Below are 20,712 nucleotides of genomic sequence, written 5' to 3' on the forward strand. Positions count from 1 at the left end.
ATGAGCAACTACCTCCCCATCATCGGCATCACCATGGGCGATGCCTCGGGTGTCGGTCCGGAAATCATCGTCAAGAGCTTGACCCACGACATCGTCTACCAACAATGCCGGCCACTGGTGATCGGCGATGCCCGACGTCTGGAGCAGGCCAATGTGATCGTCGGTGGCAGCGCCAAAGTGCGCCGTATCGAAGACGCCTCCCAGGCGCGCTACGAGGCGGGAATCATCGATTGCATCGACCTCGACCTGATCCCCGATGACCTGCCGTTTGGTGAGTTGTCACCCATCGCCGGCGATGCCGCCTATCAGTACATCGCCCGTGCCGTGCAACTGGCCGAGGCCAGGCAGATAGACGCCATCTGCACCGCGCCGCTGAACAAGGAGGCGCTGCATGCCGGCGGCCACAAGTATCCCGGCCACACTGAAATGCTTGCGCACCTGACCAACGTCGACGAGGTGTCGATGATGCTGGTGGCGCCGCAACTGCGGGTGATCCACGTCACGACACACATCGGCATCATCGACGCGATCCGCAAGATCGAGCCGGGGCTGGTCCAGCGCACCATCGAGCGCGGCAATGCGACGCTGATCAAGGCCGGTATCCCTCGCCCACGCATCGGCGTATGCGGTATCAATCCGCATGCCGGTGAAAATGGCCTGTTCGGCTACGGTGAAGAGGAAGAAAAAATCATCCCGGCGGTGAAGCTGCTGCAGGAGCGCGGCCTTGATGTCACCGGCCCGCTGCCGGCCGACACCCTGTTTTTCCGCGCCGGTCGCGGTGACTTCGATCTGGTGGTGGCGATGTATCACGACCAGGGCCACGGTCCGGTAAAGGTGTTGGGGCTTGAGGCGGGTGTGAACGTCACCGTTGGCCTGGAAGTGATCCGCACCTCGGTCGATCACGGCACCGCCTTCGACATCGCCGGCAAGGGCATTGCCGACGAGCGCAGCCTGCTCGAAGCGCTGCGCCAGGGCGCGGAGCTGGCAACACGACGGGGATGAGGCGCATGGGCGCTGTCGTGTAAGATCGACCACCGTCCAACCCACGAGACCCGCCATGAAAGTGTCCGAACGCCACCGCGCCATCCTTGAGCTCGTACGCATCGGCGATGCCAACGTCGAGCAATTGAGCGCGGCCCTCGGCGTTTCGGAAGCGACCGTGCGGCGTGACCTGACCATGCTCGCCAAGCAGCGGCACCTGGTGCGCACCTATGGCGGCGCTACGGCCGTGGTGGGCGTGCATGAGCCGGAAGCCTCACTGGAAGAACGCAAGACCAGCCAGTGGGAACAGAAAGAGGCCATCGCCCTGGCAGCCGCAGCTCACGTCCAGGACGGCGACACCGTCCTGCTCGACGGCGGCACTACCTGCGCTGCGCTGGCCCACCACCTGTGCGCGCACCAGGACATCCACGTGGTGACCAATAACCTGCTCGCCGTGATGACCCTGGCCAGCGCCCCGGGCGTACGCCTGACGTTGATCGGCGGAGATCTGCGCGGTTCAAGCATGAGCACGCTGGGGCCATTGGCCGAGCTGACCTTGAGCCGCTTGAGCGTGGACAAGGCTTTCCTCGGTGCCGATGGCGTCGTAGCGGAGTTCGGTTTATGTGAGGCGAGTGCGCAGCAGGCGTATCTCAAGGAATGCATCATCAAGCGGGCTGCGCAGATTGTGGTGTTGGCCGATACCGACAAACTGGGACGCGCTCGCCAGCAGCACTGGACGCCCATCGAACGGGAATGGCGGTTGATTACCAGTGCCAGCGCGGACGAAGCTTTGCTTGCGCCGTTTCATGCGCTTCAGCAGATCACTGTGGAAACCGTAGCGGTCGGTTGACCACTGACCAGATTCCCTTGCCGCAGCACTCATGTCGCCAGAACTCGATTTCGGGAACACGTTTTGTGAACGTGTCGCCCGCGACGACATGTTCCCGGGACGTGTCGCAAAAAGTGAAAAATTACGACACGTTGGTGGACGTCATCTTCGAACAGCCCTACTGCCGCATCAGCAACGTGGTCGACAAGAAAGTTGCTCAACGACAGGCTGCTTCACGTCACCTGAAAGATCTGGTGACCATTGGTGTGTTAGAGGAGATTCAAGTGGGGAAGGAGAAGCGGTTTATCCATCCGAAGCTGATGCAGTTGCTAAGCCGCGACAGTAATGAATTTAAACGTTACGCCGACTAACGCGCGAAAATGAAAAGCCCCGAATGATTCGGGGCTTTTTCTTCAGAACGAACGGAGAATATTCCCGGCGGAGCCATCGTTGACGGAGAGACCTATTACGCCACGTAACTAATGATGTTCCCGCCACCATCTTTATCCCCTCCAGCGAACTCCCTACATTGAGCTCCAACGCCTCTCCCATCATCCCGACGGGAAGGTCACTGGAGTTTCCCTCATGCCTTTCGTAAGCGTACGCATCACCCGCGATGGCGTTACCACTGAGCAGAAAGCTCAGGTGATCGCCGAGATCACTGAAACACTGGAACGCGTCCTCAACAAACGCCCTGACCTGACCCACATCGTGATCGAGGAAGTCGACACCGATAACTGGGGCTACGCCGGGATCACCACCACCCAGTACCGCAAGCAACTGGCGGACGAGGGGCAGTCATGACGCCTTCAGTCACCATCGATTTCGTCTCCGATGTGGTGTGCCCATGGTGCGCACTGGGGGCGACGGCGCTGGAGCAGGCGATCGAGAACGTGGCGGGTGAGGTTGCGGTCGAGCTGACCTACAAGCCTTTCGAGCTGAACCCGAACATGCCGCCCGAAGGCGAGAAAGCGGTCGAGCATTTGATGCGCAAATACGGACGTACCGCCCAGGACGTCGCCAATGGCAAAGCGATGCAGATCGAACGCGGCAATGCCATCGGCTTCAAGTTCGACCTGGAGAAGCGCACCCACTTCTACAACACCTTCGACGCCCACCGGTTGTTGCTCTGGGCACTGGAAGAAGGACGCCAGGTGGCACTGAAGAAAATCCTGCTTCGCGCTTACTTCAGCGAAGGCCAGAACCCGAGCGATCAGCAGACGCTGGTACGGCTGGCGGGTCAAGCCGGATTGGACGAGGACCGTGCACGCGAGGTGTTGGCGTCGGGCGCCTTTGCCAACGAGGTGCGTGAGCTTGAAGCGTTCTATCACCAGCACGGCATCAATTCGGTCCCGGCCCTGGTACTCAACGGCCGTCACCTGGTGTCCGGTTCGCAGTCGGTCGAGTACTACGAACAGATGTTGAGACAAATGGCGCAAGCCTGATCACTGCTTTTTCAAACCATCATTTATGAGTAGAGGTTCATCATGAGCAATTCGAAAAAAGTCGTTGTCATCACTGGCGCATCCCAAGGTCTCGGCGACGGCATGGTCAAGGCCTTCCGCGAGCTCGGCTACCAGATCGTCGCGACCTCGCGCTCGATCAAGCCATCCACCGATCCAGACATCCTCACCGTGGCCGGCGACATCGGCGAGCCAGAGACTGCACAGCGCGTAATCCGTGAAGCGATCGCACGCTTCGGTCGTGTCGACACCCTGATCAACAACGCCGGGATCTTCATCGCCAAGCCGTTCACCCAGTACACCGCTGAAGACTACGCCAACGTGTTGTCGGTGAACGTCAACGGCTTCTTCTACATCACTCAGCTGGCCATCGCCGAGATGGAAAAACAAGGCAGCGGCCACGTGGTCAACATCACCACCAGCCTGGTGGACCACGCCATCGACGGCGTGCCATCGGTACTGGCCTCGCTGACCAAAGGTGGCCTGAACGCGGCAACCAAATCCCTGGCCATCGAATACGCCAAGCGCGGCATTCGGGTGAATGCAGTATCGCCCGGCATCATCAAGACCCCGATGCACGGCGAAGAAACCCACGCCGCACTGGGCGCTCTGCACCCGGTCGGGCATATGGGCGAGATCGATGATATTGCCAACGCGGTCGTGTACCTGGACGGCGCCAAGTTCGTCACTGGCGAAATCCTCCACGTTGATGGCGGGCAGAGCGCGGGTCACTAAGGTCTGGGTTTTTAAACGGCAGAAACAACAAAGCCCTCGTATTGCTACGAGGGCTTTGTTTTGTATGGTGCCGGCACCAGGAATCGAACCCGGGACCTACTGATTACAAGTCAGTTGCTCTACCATCTGAGCTATACCGGCATGTCAGGGCGACGATTATAGCGATTGGGAAGGTTCTGTAAACCCCTGAATTCAGACTATTTTTGCGCAGGCTTCTGTTGAGGTCTTTCGACCCACACTGGTTGTCATCGCGCGGTGCAAAACGAGGTCTCGGCGCTGCATTTTCTTGCGTGCTGCCGGGCCGATCCGTCGTTGATTATGTCTTTTGATCGAATGCTTATGCACAACGGGATTTTCGATTCACCCGGTTTACAGTGTTTTTGTGGATCCGTTCTCATTAGTTCGCAAATGCCTGTTTTTTGGGTTTTTTATTCAGTGTGCGAAATTTGATCAGCGTTGTTTCAGGGCTGAAGCAGCTGTAAAGATTGGATCCATGAATATTTCATCAACAGAGTTATCCACAGGCTGTGAGGCGTTAAGGGTGTTCCGCCAGCAGCAGGATGTTACGCGGTGTGATCGAGGATTCGCAGAAGGTGCCGAGGCGAACGGTGTAACCCTGTTCTTGCAGGAAAAGGGCCCGATCGAGCACCAGCCAAAGCTCCAATGGGCGTCGGAAAAGTCCGCGCAGGAGCTCTAGATTGCGTACCTGGGCAAGGCGCTGCCATCCGGCTGCCTCGAGCTCGAGCCAATTTTGGGCGCCGACTGTGGATAACTCTTTGAGTTCGGCCAAGTGCTGGCAGTATTCGGCAAAGGATTTTTCCAGCCAGGCGCTTGGCAGGGATGGGGTTGGCAGGTACTCGTCGACGCCGCGCAGTTGCCTTTGCAACAAGTCAAAGCCCAGGCGTCGGGCCATCGAGGTGTCGCGTTGGCGTCGTACGCGGGCGCCGGCGGTGACGGTTTCACTCATTGGCAGCCCCAGATCATCGAGGGACAGCTGCAGGTCAGAGTGTTGCGCGGCCGAGGACATCGGCGAATACCGTGTCAGGTGGGTCCGGTTGTAGCAGCAAGGGGCGATGGCCAGTTGCTTGCAACCGGCTGCGCTGGCGAGCCGGATCAGTCGCACGTGTAAATCGCCGCAGGCATGCAGTGCGACGGGTGTATGTCGAGCTTCCAATAGCGCTGCCGCATTGGCCGCCAGTACGTCCTGTTCGACATGCAGCGCGTGCAGTCGATGGTGCTGGCTGAGTGCCTGGCCGCTGGCAACCAGCGCTGGATCGTATTCCAGGCAGGTGAGTTGCTGTCCGGGTTGTAGCAGGCGGCGGCCCAGGTGTCCCTTGCCCGAGCACCAGTCCAGCCAATGCCTGGCGGGATCAGCAAACTGCAGTCGACCGGCAAAGGCTTCAATTTGCTGCCACTTGCGCCCTGGAACATCCACATTCAATCGATGAGCTGGCGCTTCGAGCGTATGAGCAGGCAATTCATCCAGCGCACTCAGTGCCAGGGACATGTCCGCCAACGCAGCAAAAGGCTGCGGCGCATCCACAAGGGCAGGGTGGTTGTGAGCGCTTTCCGCCTCTTCCAGCGATCGCCCGCGAAGCCAAGTGGCGAGTTCGGGGTAGGTGGTTTCCCAGGGCAGTTGCAGATGTGTGAAGGGGCGAGGTTTCCACAGGGCCTGATGCGCTGTCAGAAAAGTGTCCAGCGCGGTGAAACGGGCGAGCAGTTCCTCGCCCGTCAGCACCTGAGGATCAACGCCCTTGGCAGGCATCGACGCGCAACCAGCGCTCCAGCAGCTTGAAGCCGCGTACCAACACGTAGGCCATCAGCAGATAGAACATGCCAGCGGCAAAGAAGATCTCCACCGGCAGGTAGGTTCGGGCAATGATGGTGCGTGCCATGCCGGTCAGTTCCAGCAACGTCACCGTGCTGGCCAGGGCGCTGGCCTTGAGCATCAGGATCACTTCGTTGCTGTAGGCCGGCAGGCCGATGCGCGCCGCGCGGGGCAGCATGATGTAGATCAGCGCCTTGGCTTTGGACATGCCCAGCGCCCGAGCCGCTTCGATCTCGCCTGGTGGAATCGCCTGGATCGCGCCCCGCAGGATTTCAGCGATGTAGGCGGCGGTGTGCAGGGTCATGGTGGCTGTCGCACACCAGAACGGATCGCGCAGGTAGGGCCACATCGAGCTATTACGTATCGCGTCGAACTGCGCCAGCCCGTAATAGACGAGGAACAGTTGGACCAGCAACGGCGTACCGCGGAAAAAGAAGATGTAGGCGTAGGGAAACGCTCGCACCCACCACAGGCGCGACGAACGCGCGATGCCCAGCGGGATCGCCAGCAGGAGGCCGGCGATGACGGCAATGGCGACCAGTTCCAGGGTCAGGGTTGCGCCCTGGGCCAGTTTCGGCAGCCACTTGATGATGACTTCCCAGTTCATTGGGCGCTCCTCGCGAAGCCGCGAGCGGCGCGTTTTTCCAGGAAGTGCATGCCGGTCATGGCCAGAATCGTCAGACTCAGATACATGAACGCCGCGACCATATAAAAGGTGAACGGTTGCTTGGAGACGGTCACGCCGATTTGCGCGTGACGCATGATTTCTTCCAGGCCGATCACCGACACCAGCGCGGTGTCCTTCATCAGGATCATGAACAGGTTGCCCAGGCCCGGCAGGGCGATGCGCCACATCTGCGGCATGATCAACTTGGTGAAGATGCGAAATTTCGACAGGCCCAGGGCCACGCCGGCTTCACGATGGCCTTTGGGGATGGCGAGGATGGCGCCGCGAAACACTTCCGTGGCGTAGGCGCCAAAGCACAGGCCCAGGGCAATCACGCCCGCAGCGAAGGCATTGAGCTCAAGGTCGGGGTTACCGAAAAACTCGCCCAGGGCGCGCATCAGGTTAACGGTGCCGAAGTAGATCAACAGCACCCAGAGCAGCTCCGGGATGCCGCGAACCAGTGTCGAGTATGTGCCGCCAAGCCATTGCAACGGCTTGTACGGGGAAGTCTTGGCCAAGGCGCCGAGCAGACCGAGCACCAGCCCCAGGCACAGGGCCGAGAGTGCCAGTTTCACAGTCATCAGCGCGCCAGCGGCGAGCGCCGGGCCGAATCCGTAGAGGTCGATAATCATGGATTTCTTTTCAAATCGCGGCAGGCAATACCGTGAACGGCGCCATCAGGCGCCGGTCAGGCAGGTCAGGATCAATAGATGCTGAACGGGAAGTACTTGTCGTTGATCTTCTTGTAGGTGCCGTCGGCAACGATTTCCTTGAGCGCAGTGTTCAGCTTCTCGCGGATAGGGTCGTTCTTGCGAACGGCGATACCGATCTTGTCGCTTTCTTCCACTGGGTCGCCTTTGAACTCGTAGGACTTGCCTGCGTCGCTCTTGAGCCACTCGTAGTTGACGTATTTGTCGGCCAGGATGCCGTCCAGGCGACCGGAAGTCAGGTCCAGGTAAGCGTTTTCCTGGGTGTCGTAGAGTTTGACTTCAACGCCTTCCATGTTGTCTTCCAGCCAGGTACCCGCAAGGGTCGCGCGCTGCGCGCCGATCACTTTACCCTGCAGGGAAGCCTTGTCGGTTTTGAAATCGACGTCTTTCTTGGCGATGAACTGCAGCTTGTTGGAGTAGTACGGGTCGGTGAAGTCCACCGCTTGCTTGCGCTCGTCGGTGATCGACATCGAGGAGATCAGGAAGTCGAACTTCTTGGCGTTCAGGGCCGGGATGATGCCGTCCCAGTCGGAGGTCACGACGGTGCACTCGACTTTCATCTTGGCGCACAGGGCGTCGCCGATTTCCTTGTCGAAGCCGACGACATTGCCACTGGCATCTTTATTGTTGAACGGCGGGTAGGCCGCTTCGATGCCCATCTTCAGGGTTTCGGCCATGGCACCGGCGCTGAACGCCAGGGTAACGGCGGCGGCCAGGAAGACCTTCTTGTAATTGCGCATGCGGTTAGCTCCGTTAGCGGTTGCTGGACATGAATTGTTTGCAGCGCGCCGAAAGCGGGTTTTCAAACACCTGCTGTGGCGATCCTTGCTCTTCTACCAGGCCCTGGTGGAGGAACACCACTTCGCTGGAAACCTGACGGGCAAAGCCCATCTCATGGGTGACCAGCAGCATGGTGCGGCCTTCTTCGGCCAGTGCGCGGATGACATTAAGTACTTCCTGGACCATTTCCGGGTCAAGCGCGGAAGTGGGCTCGTCGAACAGGATGACCTTGGGCTGCATGGCCAGGGTGCGGGCGATGGCCGCACGTTGTTGCTGGCCGCCGGACAATTGCGCCGGGTAGGCGTGGCGCTTGTCGGCGATGCCGACCTTGGCCAGCAGGGCTTCAGCGACTTCGATGGCTTCGGCCTTGCTCTGGCCAAGCACGCGGCGCGGGGCCTCGATGATGTTGTCGAGCACGCTCATGTGCGGCCACAGGTTAAAGTTTTGAAATACAAAACCTATTTCGCTGCGCAGTCGGTTGATCTGCTTGCCGTCGGCAGCGACCAGTTCGCCGTTCTTCGCGGCCTTGAGCTTGAGTTCCTCGCCGGCCACCAGGATCTGACCCTGGTGTGGGTTTTCCAGCAGGTTGATGCAACGCAGGAACGTGGACTTGCCGGAACCGGAGGAGCCGAGGATCGAGATCACGTCGCCGTCGCGGGCGGTCAGCGAGATACCCTTGAGTACCTCCAGCGAGCCGTAGCGTTTGTGCAAGTTGCGGATTTCAAGCGCGGGCGTGGCCTCAGCCATGTGCGTTCCTCATTGTGTATTCGCTCCTGCTGTTGGTGGCCTTCCTGGCGAGGCGGCCAAGCTAGCATAGCGTTTCAAGGGCAGCCAACAGCGCTACGGGCAGTAAACGGGTGGTATGTGGCAGGTTGTCGCATCGGTACAGCAGACTGTCGCCCCATCAACAACCGAACAGCCGTTTGAACCCTGCTTTCAGACAAAAGCGCGGTGGCTGTCGCGTAAAAAAGGGCGCGATGTTGCCAGCTTTGGCGGGGGGTTGGAAGCGCTAAAGGGCCAAAGGTGCCGGATCTGCCCTTTTATCGTGCATCGAGGAATTTCTACGTGTGTTTCCGGTGCGCTGGATTGCTCCTAAAGTGAGTCGCAGGGTAACGCTTTGGCAAAGTGCCATTAATATCAATGGCTTGCGATGACTGTCCGGTCAGGATGAAATTCCCGAGCTAGACGGCTTTGAAACATTTTGGCGCAATTATTGCGTGCAGATTCCGGAACGCCCCGTTTGTTTCTTTTTACAAGAAGGAACACAAGCGGGATGCATGCATTCGCTTTTCCTTACAAAGGTAGTTTCAATGAGCAGTATCCAAAGCTCTAACGGCCTCGAACAGGGGCTCAAACCGCGGCATGTCACCATGCTGTCGATCGCCGGGGTTATCGGCGCCGGCCTGTTCGTTGGCTCGGGCCACGCCATCGCTGCAGCAGGCCCGGCCGTGCTTCTGGCTTACGCCGCCGCCGGCATGCTGGTAGTGCTGGTGATGCGCATGCTCGGTGAAATGGCTGTTGCCTCGCCGGACACGGGCTCCTTCTCGACATACGCCGATCGCGCGATTGGTCACTGGGCCGGTTTCACCATCGGCTGGCTGTACTGGTGGTTCTGGGTCCTGGTGATTCCGTTGGAAGCCAACGCCGCCGCAACCATCCTGCACGCCTGGTTCCCAGGTGTGGATATCTGGGCCTTTGCCTTGGTCATCACGATGCTGTTGACCGTGACCAACCTGTTCAGCGTGAAGAACTACGGTGAGTTCGAGTTCTGGTTTGCCCTGATCAAAGTGTTGGCCATCATCGGCTTCATCGTTCTGGGCGTCATGGCCATTTTCGGCTTCCTGCCGGGCAGCCAGGTCAGCGGCGTTTCCCATCTGTTCGACACCCAGGGCTTCCTGCCAAACGGTATGGGCGCGGTGTTGGGCGCCATCCTGACCACCATGTTCTCCTTCATGGGCACCGAGATCGTGACCATTGCGGCCGCGGAATCGAAGAACCCTGGCAAGCAAATCTCCAAGGCCACCAACTCGGTGATCTGGCGGATCGGCTTGTTCTACCTCGTATCCATTTTCATCGTCGTGGCCCTGGTGCCTTGGAACGATCCGGTGCTGGCGAGCCTGGGCTCCTACCAGACCGTGCTTGAGCGCATGGGTATTCCTAACGCCAAGATGATCGTCGACATCGTCGTACTGGTCGCCGTGACCAGCTGCCTGAACTCGGCGCTGTACACCTCGTCGCGCATGCTGTTCTCCCTGGGCAAGCGCGGCGATGCGCCGGCCATGTCTACTCGCACCAACAAAAGCGGCACCCCTTACTGGGCGGTGATGCTGTCCACTGGTGCTGCGTTCCTGGCAACCTTCGCCAACTACGTGGCCCCGGCTGCGGTGTTCGAGTTCCTGTTGGCCAGCTCCGGCGCCATTGCGCTGCTGGTGTACCTGGTAATTGCGATCTCGCAACTGCGCATGCGCAAGCAGCGTATGGCTCGCGGCGAGAAAATCGTCTTCAGCATGTGGTTGTTCCCGGGCCTGACCTACGCGGTGATCATTTTCATCGTCGGTGCCTTGACCATCATGCTGTTCCAGGAAGCTCATCGTGTGGAAATCCTCGCGACTGGCCTGCTCAGCGTGCTGGTGGTGGCTGCTGGTTTGCTGGTGGCTCGCCGTCGCAAGCTGGAAAAAGGTGGCGCGGTGGTGTTGAACTGATTCATACCGCGTAACGCAAAACGGCCGCTGTCAGTGATGACAAGCGGCCGTTTTTGTTTGAGGCGTAACCGTTACTCGGCTTTTTCTTCCGGCGTTTCCAGCGACTCGCGGTAGACATCCAGTGCTGCGCTGAAATCGGCGATGAACTGTGGCTCGCTCAGCCATGCCTGGGCAGCGTCGCGGTCCATGCCGTCGGACCACATGCGGTAGTCGATCAGCATATCGGCGGCCAGGTGAGTGGCGGCCATGCCTTCGTCATCGGCGTTTTCCATGTCCAGCAGTTCTGGATGGTCGATGATGATGAAGGCGAGATTCGTCAGCAGCACGGCAAGCATTTCCTTGCGGCTGATGGCTTCGGCATCGCGCATTTTGCTGAACATTGCCAGGGTGTAGTCCGGGATCGGCTCGCCGATTTCGCCAAGGTCATCGTCCAGCGCGGCGGGTTTTCTGCCGTGGATATTGATTTGCTTGGCTTTGGCTTTTGCGCGTTTTGCGCGTTTCTGTTGCTTGTTCAGGGAGGCCATGGGAACTCAGTTCGGTTTCTGTTGGGTTTGTGCCGCGATGGCGTCGGACGCCGCCACGTAGTCAGCCTGGAAGGCTGGTGATTCGATCCACGCCAGGGCGCCCGCTTCGTCGGTTTCGGCCGACCATTGGCGATATTCAATCAGTGCGGCGAGGATAAAGTCCATCGCGCCTTCTTCGCCTTCCTGCTCGTACACCAGTTCCAGCAACGGGTCTTCGAGGAAGGCCGCGCACATGGCTTGCTGGCTGATCTTCTCGGCGTCGATCATTTTCTTGAACAATTCGGTCAGGTCCACCGATTCAAAATCGATGCGGTCGTCGTTCGGGTCGAGCTCGACCGGTGCGGCAGCCCGCTGGGTGCGGTTTTGCTTGGCCTTGGCCTTGGCGCGGGAGGCGCGTTTGTGCTGCTTGTTGGCGGAGGCCATGGGCGTCGTTCCGTATTTCGTTGAAAAGGGCTGGTGGCTCAGTTGCGTGGCACTGTTTGCCCGGGTGTACCGGGGGCCAGCTCGCCGTTTTGCAGCCAGGACAGTGCGATGGGCCATAGTGTGGCTTGGTATGCGCTGCGAAAAAAGGCGAAATGTCCAACTTCTTGTTCGCCGATGTCTTCGGGGGTTATGCGCAGGTGGGTGTTTGTGCTGCCAGTGAAGTAGCGGAGCAGGCGTTCGATGGCGGGGATTGTGCCGTAGGGATCGTCGCTGATGCTGATCGCCAGGGTTTTCGCGGTGACCGCAGCGAAGTTCCTGACATGGCTGTCCTGGCCGCTGGGGCGCTTTTCGTAACGAGCGGTGGGCGTGCTCCAGTCTTGGACTACACCGGCCGGGGTGTCTTCCAGCCAGCCGAGGCGTTTGCCGGGAAAATATCCGCACAGCCTCGTCACCACCGGCATTACCACGTGCCACTTGGCAAACATCCGCCAGCGGTGAGCGGGTGCATAGTCGCGCCAGTAAGCGAATTGCGCGCCGACCGTTACCAGGTGGCGAATGAGCTGGCCGGATGCACCCAAGCCCGCTGCGCAGCCTCCAAAGCTGTGACCGACCACGTCGATCGGCTGGCCGGGAAAGTCACGCTGTACGCGCTTGAGCATCGCCTCGAAGTCCAGGGCGCCCCAGTCGGACCAGGTCGCTTTCAGTCCTTTCATAGACGCTGGCCGTGATTCGCCAATGCCGCGGTAGTCGTAGGTGATGACATCGAAGCCGTTGGCAAACAGGTAATCGGCGAAACGCGAGTAGTGTCGGCAGCGGACTGAGGTGGCGGCGTTGATGATGACCACTGCCCGGGAAGTGTCCTGCCGCGCATGCCGCCAGATGAAGCCGCCAAGGATGAAACCGTCGGCGGCAGCTTGCTTGAACGGTTCGCCCGAAGTGCCCGCCGTCAGTGGCAGCTCGATTTGAGTCGGGGCGAGTGAGGGGGCGTCCTGCAAATTCATTGGCGTCGGACCTTTGCGGGTAGCTGCCTACAATAGTCCTCGCACCGTGTATGAACAATCCATCATGGCTCCCGATGAAGCCGCTCTTCAAGCACTGCCCGCTCTCGATCCAGTTCTGCACGCAATTCTTCCTCGCTCGGCAGTACCAGTTGGTATTTGCTGGCAAACAATTGCTCATTACCCTCCAGCACTGAGTAACGAACGACGGACTCATCCTTTTGCGCGCAGAGAATGATGCCAACGGTGGGGCTATCTTCTTCTCCGCGCTTGAGGTGGTCGTACATGCGTACATACATGTCCATCTGGCCCACATCCTGATGGGTCAATTCACCGCGCTTTATATCGAAGATGACGAAGCACTTGAGCAGGTAGTTGTAAAAGACCAGATCAATGTAGAAGTCCTTGCTATCGGTGCTGATGCGCTGTTGGCGGGCGATGAAGGCAAAGCCCTTGCCCAGTTCGAGCAGGAAGCCTCGCAGTTGTTCGATCAGGGCCTGCTCGATCTCGCTTTCCTGAAGCCTGCCGGCGCTGGGCAAGCCAAGAAATTCCAGCACAACCGGGTCTCGGATGAAATGCCGAGGACTGGTCTTCATTTGCTGAATATTGGTGGTTGCTTCCTGCCTGACGGCACAGCGATCGCGACTTGCCAAAAGGCGTTCGTAGTACAGGGTATTGTCTGGCGCTCCAGTGCTCGGCTTGACCAGTTCTGGGTAGCAGATTCGTTCATGTACCAAAGGCGGGCGCTATCGCTGTCGACCCGCAGCAGCCTGCGATAATGGGTCCAGCTCAATTCGTGACGCAGTGCGTCACAAATTGGGAATGCTTGATAGAACAGGCGCATGTAACGAAGGTTGGAGGTGTCAAAGCCCTTGCCAAACTCCGTTGTCAGTACCTTGTCCAAGGTCGAAAGCAATTGTTTTCCGTAGCCCGCACGCCGAGCCCCTTCTTGTTCAAACTCGATAATATGCCGACCGATCTGCCAGCAGGTTTGCACTTGAACAGTATCGACCGCTCGCAACACCTTATGTCGCGCCTGGCGAATCAATTCACCAAGATTGCCAAGCAGTGAGGTGATTTGTGGGTCTTGCGTGTCATCCGGTATGAGGGCGCTCATGAAGTCTTCCGCGGTTGGCTTAACAGGCAGAAGAGAATGGCAAGAGACTATGGGGTGATGATGCAGGGCTCCTCTGAGAAATCCGGAGGACCTGCCGGTTTAGTGGGCAGGACCTGGCTGATAGTAGTGAAGGGTCATGGAGCGATGCGTGTAGTACGTTTCGTAGCGCATTCAAGTACAAATCGTTCTAAAACATGACGACCGCGCCGGAAATCAAAATTAGGTAACGATTGGGTTCCGCGGAACCCGGGAGGCGTCATCATGAAGTACGTGCAGTCACTATTCCTGCCCTTTTTTGTCGCTTTCGGCGTGTTGATGAATCCTGTTGCGCAGGCCGCCAACCTTGAGCCGATCGACACTTCGGGTGTGCAGGTCCAACGCCAGGAACAAAACGGAATTGCCTACCTGTCCGGTGGTATCGGTGAAGATGAGGCGAAGGCCATCCAGCAAACCAAGGGTTACAACCTGCATATGACATTCTCCGTCGGTGTAGGTAATGAATACATTCCGGATGTCAATGTCGCCATTCAAAACGCGCAGGGGAAAAGTGTGTTGACCCTGACTGAGGCAGGTCCGCTGGTTTACGTTCAGCTGCCGCCTGGCAAGTACACGGTCGTTGCATCGCGTGCTGGTCAGGAGCGACGTGATACCGCGGATGTTGGCTCGGGGGCTGCGCGCAACCTGGTATTTCACTGGAGTGATAGTTAGCCGTGTCGTAAGGCTTGCGGCGAATTCCTCAACTCTCACATCCGCAAACAGCTGGCTCCACAGCTGTTTGCGGAGCACCGTGCGCTAGAGTTTGCGGTGTGCAAACGCGCGATGGATGGTTTGCTGAACAAACACCTGGGGGATGTGTTAGCGGATGCTGCGGATATTGCCCTTGTTGCCTTTTACCGTGACGGAGACTTTCTTGAAGATGAAGTAGTTTTCTTCATGCACTTCATAGCGAGGGGCGACGATCAGGTCGGCATCAGTAGCGTGTTCAATAGCTGCTTCCTTACATTGGAACGTGAATGCATGCAGGCAGATTTGCTGCTGCGATAGTTTCAATGAGGTAAGCGCTTGCCCTCTATGAGAGGAATCCTAAAACACTGTATGAAGAGTTGGCGCAACTGGAAGGAACCCCAGAATAAAAAACTGAATCTTGCCTGATGCCTCAGCCCCTCGGCACTACCCAGTTTTTTCTTGGGGACCGAGCACATTTTTACTATTTTTCCCCGCTGCGAGAGTCGAGCATGATCCTGCGAAACCAATAAAAACTGACCGTATCGGCGGTCGGCATGGGAGTAGCGTGTGCTCGATCTCAACTACTGGCAGCAGCGGGCTGCCCACCAAACATTCATTGAAAATGCCTTGATCGCAGGGCAGCCGGTCGCGTGCGCCTCGGGGGCGACTTTCGAGGTGATCAATCCGGCGACCAATCAGCGGCTGGCCTGTGTCGCGGCATGCGGCGAGGATGAAGTGAATCTTGCGGTACGTTCGGCTCGCCAGGCGTTCGAAGAGGGAACGTGGGCTCACATGGCTCCGGTGGAGCGCAAGAAGATCCTGATCAGGCTTTCCGAACTGCTCCTGGCCAACCGCGAGGAGCTGGCATTGCTTGACTCGCTGAGCATGGGCAAGCCGGTCATGGATGCCTACAACATCGATGTGCCTGGCGCGGCCAGTGTGTTCGCCTGGTACGGTGAAGCCCTGGACAAGCTCTACGATCAGGTCGCGCCCACCGCGCGCAATGCCCTCGCCACCATCACTCGCGAGGCACTGGGGGTGGTTGCTGCCGTGGTGCCATGGAACTTCCCGCTGGACATGGCGGCCTGGAAGCTCGCTCCGGCATTGGCCGCCGGTAATAGCGTGGTCCTCAAACCCGCCGAGCAATCGCCGTTCTCGGCCTTGCGCCTGGGTCAACTGGCGCTCGAAGCCGGCATCCCGAAAGGGGTGTTGAACGTTGTCCCCGGCCTGGGCGAAAGCGCTGGCAAGGCCCTGGGCCTGCATCCTGATGTGGACTGCCTGGTGTTCACCGGTTCGACCCAGGTCGGTAAATATTTCATGCAGTACTCGGCGCAGTCCAACCTCAAGCAGGTCTGGCTGGAGTGCGGCGGCAAGAGCCCGAACCTGGTCTTCGAAGACTGCCAGGACCTGGACCTGGCTGCGGAAAAAGCCGCGTTCGGCATTTTCTTCAATCAGGGCGAGGTCTGCTCGGCCAACTCTCGGCTCTACGTGCAACGTTCTATCCATGATGAATTCGTCGAGCGCTTGATCGCCAAGGCTCGGGCCTGGCTGCCCGGTGATCCGCTGGACCCTGAAAGCAAAGCCGGTGCGATCGTGGATAGCGAGCAAGCCGCTCGTATCATGCAGGCGATCGAACAGGCACATGGTGACGGCGCGAAACTCCTGGCAGGCGGCGAACGCCTGACGATCAATGGCTCTTCGAACTTCATCCAGCCGACGATCTTCGCTGGCGTGGATAGAAACATGCGCCTGGCGCGTGAGGAGATTTTCGGTCCAGTGCTGGCCATCAGTGCCTTCGACTCCGAGGAGGAGGCGATTGAGTTGGCCAACGACAGCATCTATGGTCTCGCCGCCTCAGTCTGGAGCGATGACCTGAACCGCGCTCATCGTGTGGCACGGGCATTGAAAGCCGGGACTGTCTCGGTCAACACCATGGATGCACTGGATGTCGCCATTCCTTTCGGTGGCGGCAAGCAGTCCGGCTTCGGGCGCGATCTTTCCCTCCATTCATTCGACAAGTACACGCAACTTAAAACCACTTGGTTCCAGCTTCGTTAACACCGCTTCCATAGGCCACGTCGCAAGGCGTGGCAGGGGAAAACCCGACCGCACGCACTCCTCGGAGTGGCGTGCTTTTCCTGCTTGTGGGGCATCTTGGGCGGCCGTTTGGCACCCTTTGGTCGACTCACCCTATCGGGTGATATCGGCAGTTTTCCGAGCGTGGGAACATCATTTCAACCCCGGCACCAGTCACCTCGTGTCGTTCCCAACCGTTCTTTTGGCGAGTCTTTGAAGTGGAAAACGATCGGTTTGTTTCTGCGCAATGGTTCGAACAGATGGCCAAGGTGACCGAGAGTATCGGTCAACCGGGATTCACCGCGACGCTGTTCGAAACCCTGGGCTGTATCTGGCCCATTCAGGCGACGACGCTGTACCAGTATCCGCATGGCGGCATGCCCAGCGCACTGTTCGAACTCGACGGCCCCTGGTTGCCGCAAGGCAATGTGCGTCAGTACCTGTCCGGGTTCTACCTGCTCGACCCGTTCTACGGTGCCTGTGTGGAAGGCTTCAGCTCCGGTTGCTATGACCTCGCCGAGGTCGCTCCCGACCACTTCGAACTCAGCGAGTACTACCAGTCGTTCTATCGGCACTCGCACCTTCAGGATGAGTTGAACTACATCCTGCAGTTGTCTCCCGGGCTGAGCCTGGCTGTCTCGCTGGCGTTCACGGAAAAACTGGACGCCGCCACGACGCAGCAGTTCAAGCGCATTGCGCCCTGGGTCCTGACCTTGCTGAAAAAGCATTTTGTCGGCCTGGACACGCGCGGCGCTCGTTTCGAAAACCTGTTGGAGCAGCGCATCCACTCGGCACTGGATAACTTCGGCTCGTCGATCCTGACCGAGCGCGAATGCCGAATCGCCCAACTGATCCTGCGTGGCCATTCGACCCGCTCCCTGGCCGAGCGCCTGGGGGTGTCGGAGGACACCATCAAGTCTCACCGTAAAAACGTCTACTGCAAGCTCGACATCGGCACGCAATCGGAATTGTTCTCACTGTTCATCGATTCGTTGGCCGAAGCCCAGGGCGTGCTCAGCAAAGACCCGCTTGAAAGCTACATGAGCAAGAGCCGCTGAACGGACTTGCTCCCCCTCGCGTGACTACCAACAAAAGAGAAAAAAGCCATGAATGCACCCTTCGAACCGAAACGGCAGACTCAGGATTATCAGAAGTCCGATGCCGCCCACCATATCCATGCATTTGTGGATCAGAAGGCGCTCAATGCCGAAGGCCCTCGAGTGATGGTACGCGGCGAGAGACTGTATCTCTGGGACAACGATGACAAGCGCTACCTGGACGGCATGTCGGGCCTGTGGTGCACCCAGCTCGGCTACGGTCGCAAGGACCTGACCGCCGCGGCGGCTGCGCAGATGGACCAATTGCCGTACTACAACATGTTCTTCCACACCACGCATCCAGCGGTGATCGAGCTGTCCGAGCTGCTGTTCAGCCTGCTGCCGGGTCACTACAGCCACGTCATCTACACCAACTCCGGCTCCGAAGCGAACGAGGTGCTGATCCGTACCGTTCGCCGTTACTGGCAGGTCGTTGGCAAGCCACAGAAGAAAATCATGATCGGCCGCTGGAACGGTTATCACGGTTCGACCCTGGCAGCCACCGCGCTGGGCGGGATGAAGTTCATGCACGAGATGGGTGGCCCGATTCCAGACGTCGCGCACATCGATGAGCCTTACTGGTACGCCCAGGGCGGCGAGCTGACCCCGGCCGAGTTCGGTCGTCGCTGTGCCCTGCAACTGGAAGAGAAGATTCTTGAGCTGGGTGCCGAAAATGTCGCGGGCTTTATCGCCGAGCCTTTCCAGGGCGCTGGCGGCATGATCTTCCCGCCCGAGAGCTACTGGCCGGAAATCCAGCGCATCTGCCGCCAATATGATGTGCTGCTGTGTGCCGATGAAGTGATCGGTGGTTTTGGTCGCACGGGCGAGTGGTTCGCACACCAGTATTTCGGTTTCGAGCCGGACACCCTGTCGATCGCCAAGGGCCTGACTTCCGGTTACGTGCCGATGGGTGGCCTGGTGCTGGGCAAGCGCATTGCCGATGCGCTGGTGGAGCAGGGCGGCGTCTTCGCCCACGGCCTGACTTATTCCGGACACCCGGTCGCGGCCGCGGTCGCGCTCGCCAACCTCAAGGCGTTGCGTGACGAAGGCATCGTGCGCCAGGTGAAGGAGGATACCGGACCGTACTTGCAGCGGATCCTGCGCGAAGTGTTTGGCAACCACCCGATGATCGGCGAGATCCAGGGCGCGGGCCTCGTCGCGGCCTTGCAGTTCGCTGAGGACAAGGCTACGCGCAAACGCTTCACCAACGAAAACGATCTGGCGTGGCAGTGCCGCACCTTTGGTTTTGAAGAGGGTGTGATCATTCGTTCGACCTTGGGCCGCATGATCATGGCGCCGGCACTTGTGGCAACGCGCGCGGAGCTGGACGAGCTGGTTGAAAAGACCCGAATCGCGGTAGACCGCACTGCACGGATCGCGGGAAAGCTCTGAGCTCATCTGTGGGCCAGGCATGCTCGGGGCGGTGATCAACAGCGTTGCATCGCCCTGTATGCCTATCGATTGAACAAGTGGCTGTCGGAAATCGGGCAGCCCACCCTTCAGCAGATCATTCACTAACGGTAACCGTTCTTCGGATACCGCAGCGTCCTGCATTCAAATTTTCAGGAGTCAGCAATGAATACAATAACAAGCGTGGCCGACACTCCTTCCCATCACTCCCCATCGGAATCGGTTTCGCCTGGCAGGTTTCGACAATCCCTGGGTCTTACCGCTCTGGTCCTCTTCGGCCTGGCGTACATGGTCCCGCTGGCGGTGTTCACCACCTATGGCCTGGTGACCCAGATGACCAAGGGCCACTTGCCTACCGCCTACCTGCTGACCCTTGCCGCCATGCTGCTGACTGCCTACAGCTACGGACGCATGGTGCAGGCACATCCGTATTCGGGATCGGTGTACTCCTATACGCGTAAGGCCTTCGGTAGCTACTTTGGCTTCATGGCCGGCTGGACCTTGTTGCTGGACTATATCTTCCTGCCGCTGCTCAGTTATCTGCTGATCGGCATCTACATGTCCGAATACTTCCCCGCAGTTCCCGCGGCGGTGTGGGTGGTTGGCTCCATTGCCCTGGTGACCTTCCTTAACCTGATCGGTATCGAATCCATCACCCGGGTCAACTTGCTGCTCGTGGTTGTCCAGTTGGTCTTCATCGTCGTGTTCGTGGCGTTGTCGATCCATAACCTGGGGGATCAGTCGGAGCCGGTTTCGTTGCTCGCACCCTTCCATCACGAGGGCTTCAGCGTTCCGCTGATCATGACCGGCGCAGCAGTCCTGTGTCTGTCCTTCCTCGGCTTCGACGCCGTGTCGACCATGGCCGAGGAGACGCCCAACCCGCGGCGTCTCATCCCCCTCGCCATCATGGTGGTGAGCCTGCTCGGAGGCCTGCTGTTTGTCCTTGTTTCGTATTTCGCGCAAATGGTCTATCCACAATGGAACACCTTTGCCGACCCGGACTCGGCGTCGCTGGACGTCATGCGCCGCGTGGGGGGTGAACTGCTGGTGACCGCCTTTACCGCCACCTACGTGGCCGGGTGTTTTGCCTCGGCGATGGTCTCCCAGGCCAGCGTCTCCCGGGTGCTGTTCGCCATGGGTCGGGACGGTGCGCTGCCGCGGGTGTTCGGCAGGCTGGTCTCGAAGAAGCGGGTGCCGGCCACGGCGATCATGCTGGTCAGCCTGTTTTCGCTGATTGCCCTGTTCATCACCCTGGATACCGTGGCCAACATGATCAGCTTCGGCGCACTCTTCGCGTTTTCAGCGGTGAACCTGGCGGTGATCAAGCATTACCTCGTCGACCAGAAGATGCGCGGCCTGCGCAATTGCCTGATCTACGGCCTGGTGCCGGCCCTGGGCTTCCTCAGCACCATTTGGCTGTGGACCAGCCTGTCCAGCATGTCGTTCATGATTGGTCTTGGCTGGATGGGGTTAGGGTTACTTTGTTTGATGGGCGTTACGCGTGGGTTCCGGATGAAGCTGCCGGAGTTGCAGATGGCGGAGTGAGCGGACTGCTGAGGCCGGGCTACTCCAGCCGCCCCTTGTGATCGCTTGCCAAGCTTTCACGGGGGCATGCAAGGGTACAAACCCTGAAAAGCAAAAAACCC

The 20,712-nt window shown here is 59.0% G+C and carries 20 protein-coding genes, 1 tRNA gene and 2 pseudogenes; 12 read left to right on the plus strand and 11 right to left on the minus strand.

Features of this window, described 5'->3' with window-relative positions; translation table 11 throughout:
- From pdxA to HGP31_RS01775, 6 genes and pseudogenes are all read left to right on the plus strand, one after another.
- Complete coding sequence (pdxA, locus tag HGP31_RS01750) at positions 1-1,002, plus strand: 4-hydroxythreonine-4-phosphate dehydrogenase PdxA (protein WP_168759124.1); 1,002 nt, start codon at positions 1-3, stop codon at positions 1,000-1,002.
- Between the two features lie 55 nt (positions 1,003-1,057).
- Entirely contained in the window at positions 1,058-1,831 is a 774-nt protein-coding gene (locus tag HGP31_RS01755; RefSeq protein WP_168757085.1) for a DeoR/GlpR family DNA-binding transcription regulator, read from the plus strand.
- Between the two features lie 131 nt (positions 1,832-1,962).
- Positions 1,963-2,181, plus strand: a pseudogene (locus HGP31_RS01760) (Fic family protein); the annotation flags it as partial.
- A gap of 214 nt (positions 2,182-2,395) precedes the next feature.
- Complete coding sequence (locus HGP31_RS01765; RefSeq protein WP_020795759.1) at positions 2,396-2,614, plus strand: tautomerase family protein; 219 nt, start codon at positions 2,396-2,398, stop codon at positions 2,612-2,614.
- Complete coding sequence (locus HGP31_RS01770; protein ID WP_020795758.1) at positions 2,611-3,255, plus strand: DsbA family oxidoreductase; 645 nt, start codon at positions 2,611-2,613, stop codon at positions 3,253-3,255. Before HGP31_RS01765 ends, HGP31_RS01770 begins: the two co-directional genes overlap by 4 nt.
- Positions 3,256-3,297: 42 nt before the next feature.
- On the plus strand, positions 3,298-4,008 hold the full coding sequence (locus HGP31_RS01775; protein WP_020795757.1) for an SDR family NAD(P)-dependent oxidoreductase: 711 nt from the start codon (positions 3,298-3,300) through the stop codon (positions 4,006-4,008).
- Between the two features lie 65 nt (positions 4,009-4,073).
- Here the strand turns inward: HGP31_RS01775 and HGP31_RS01780 are convergent.
- From HGP31_RS01780 to HGP31_RS01805, 6 genes are all read right to left on the minus strand, one after another.
- Positions 4,074-4,149, minus strand: a tRNA-Thr gene (locus tag HGP31_RS01780).
- Between the two features lie 394 nt (positions 4,150-4,543).
- Positions 4,544-5,773, minus strand: coding sequence for a methyltransferase (locus HGP31_RS01785; RefSeq protein WP_168757086.1), 1,230 nt, complete (start codon positions 5,771-5,773; stop codon positions 4,544-4,546).
- Positions 5,754-6,443 (minus strand): ABC transporter permease, encoded by a 690-nt coding sequence (locus HGP31_RS01790; RefSeq protein ID WP_033038935.1) that lies wholly within the window; start codon positions 6,441-6,443, stop codon positions 5,754-5,756. Before HGP31_RS01790 ends, HGP31_RS01785 begins: the two co-directional genes overlap by 20 nt.
- Positions 6,440-7,135 (minus strand): ABC transporter permease, encoded by a 696-nt coding sequence (locus HGP31_RS01795; protein ID WP_020795754.1) that lies wholly within the window; start codon positions 7,133-7,135, stop codon positions 6,440-6,442. The genes HGP31_RS01790 and HGP31_RS01795 overlap by 4 nt, the downstream gene beginning before the upstream one ends.
- A gap of 71 nt (positions 7,136-7,206) precedes the next feature.
- Positions 7,207-7,953 (minus strand): ABC transporter substrate-binding protein, encoded by a 747-nt coding sequence (locus tag HGP31_RS01800; RefSeq protein ID WP_020795753.1) that lies wholly within the window; start codon positions 7,951-7,953, stop codon positions 7,207-7,209.
- Positions 7,954-7,966: 13 nt separating this feature from the next.
- Entirely contained in the window at positions 7,967-8,740 is a 774-nt protein-coding gene (locus HGP31_RS01805; protein ID WP_007972784.1) for an ABC transporter ATP-binding protein, read from the minus strand.
- A 563-nt stretch (positions 8,741-9,303) separates the two neighbouring features.
- On the opposite strand from HGP31_RS01805, the gene gabP reads away from it, so the two are divergent.
- Entirely contained in the window at positions 9,304-10,695 is a 1,392-nt protein-coding gene (gene gabP, locus HGP31_RS01810; RefSeq protein ID WP_020795752.1) for a GABA permease, read from the plus strand.
- Between the two features lie 71 nt (positions 10,696-10,766).
- On the opposite strand, the gene HGP31_RS01815 is transcribed toward gabP, so the two are convergent.
- The 4 genes and pseudogenes from HGP31_RS01815 to HGP31_RS01830 all read right to left on the minus strand — a co-directional run bounded on the left by HGP31_RS01815 (position 10,767) and on the right by HGP31_RS01830 (position 13,757).
- Entirely contained in the window at positions 10,767-11,219 is a 453-nt protein-coding gene (locus tag HGP31_RS01815; RefSeq protein ID WP_168757087.1) for a hypothetical protein, read from the minus strand.
- A gap of 6 nt (positions 11,220-11,225) precedes the next feature.
- Positions 11,226-11,642, minus strand: coding sequence for a hypothetical protein (locus HGP31_RS01820; protein WP_033038928.1), 417 nt, complete (start codon positions 11,640-11,642; stop codon positions 11,226-11,228).
- A gap of 38 nt (positions 11,643-11,680) precedes the next feature.
- Positions 11,681-12,643, minus strand: coding sequence for an alpha/beta hydrolase family protein (locus HGP31_RS01825; protein ID WP_168757088.1), 963 nt, complete (start codon positions 12,641-12,643; stop codon positions 11,681-11,683).
- Positions 12,644-12,705: 62 nt separating this feature from the next.
- A pseudogene (locus HGP31_RS01830) lies at positions 12,706-13,757 on the minus strand (PDDEXK nuclease domain-containing protein).
- A gap of 261 nt (positions 13,758-14,018) precedes the next feature.
- Here HGP31_RS01830 and HGP31_RS01835 point away from each other — a divergent pair.
- Positions 14,019-14,465: a hypothetical protein gene (locus tag HGP31_RS01835; protein WP_033038923.1), complete on the plus strand. Its 447-nt coding sequence runs from the start codon at positions 14,019-14,021 to the stop codon at positions 14,463-14,465.
- Positions 14,466-14,612: 147 nt separating this feature from the next.
- Here HGP31_RS01835 and HGP31_RS01840 read toward each other — a convergent pair whose 3' ends face one another.
- The gene (locus HGP31_RS01840; RefSeq protein WP_080725268.1) at positions 14,613-14,807 is read right to left on the minus strand and encodes a hypothetical protein; all 195 of its coding nucleotides are present in this window, start codon (positions 14,805-14,807) and stop codon (positions 14,613-14,615) included.
- A 243-nt stretch (positions 14,808-15,050) separates the two neighbouring features.
- Between HGP31_RS01840 and HGP31_RS01845 the strand changes: the two genes are divergently transcribed.
- The 4 genes from HGP31_RS01845 to HGP31_RS01860 all read left to right on the plus strand — a co-directional run bounded on the left by HGP31_RS01845 (position 15,051) and on the right by HGP31_RS01860 (position 20,611).
- Positions 15,051-16,541, plus strand: a complete 1,491-nt coding sequence (locus tag HGP31_RS01845; RefSeq protein ID WP_168757089.1) for an aldehyde dehydrogenase — start codon at positions 15,051-15,053, stop codon at positions 16,539-16,541.
- Between the two features lie 278 nt (positions 16,542-16,819).
- A complete protein-coding gene (locus HGP31_RS01850; protein WP_110751939.1) occupies positions 16,820-17,617 on the plus strand; it encodes a helix-turn-helix transcriptional regulator in 798 nt (265 codons plus the stop codon).
- A 48-nt stretch (positions 17,618-17,665) separates the two neighbouring features.
- Positions 17,666-19,048, plus strand: coding sequence for an aspartate aminotransferase family protein (locus tag HGP31_RS01855; RefSeq protein WP_020795744.1), 1,383 nt, complete (start codon positions 17,666-17,668; stop codon positions 19,046-19,048).
- A gap of 183 nt (positions 19,049-19,231) precedes the next feature.
- Entirely contained in the window at positions 19,232-20,611 is a 1,380-nt protein-coding gene (locus HGP31_RS01860; RefSeq protein WP_083350008.1) for an APC family permease, read from the plus strand.
- Positions 20,612-20,712 lie beyond the last annotated feature (101 nt).

The organism is Pseudomonas umsongensis (assembly GCF_012647205.1).
Taxonomy (GTDB): domain Bacteria; phylum Pseudomonadota; class Gammaproteobacteria; order Pseudomonadales; family Pseudomonadaceae; genus Aquipseudomonas; species Aquipseudomonas umsongensis.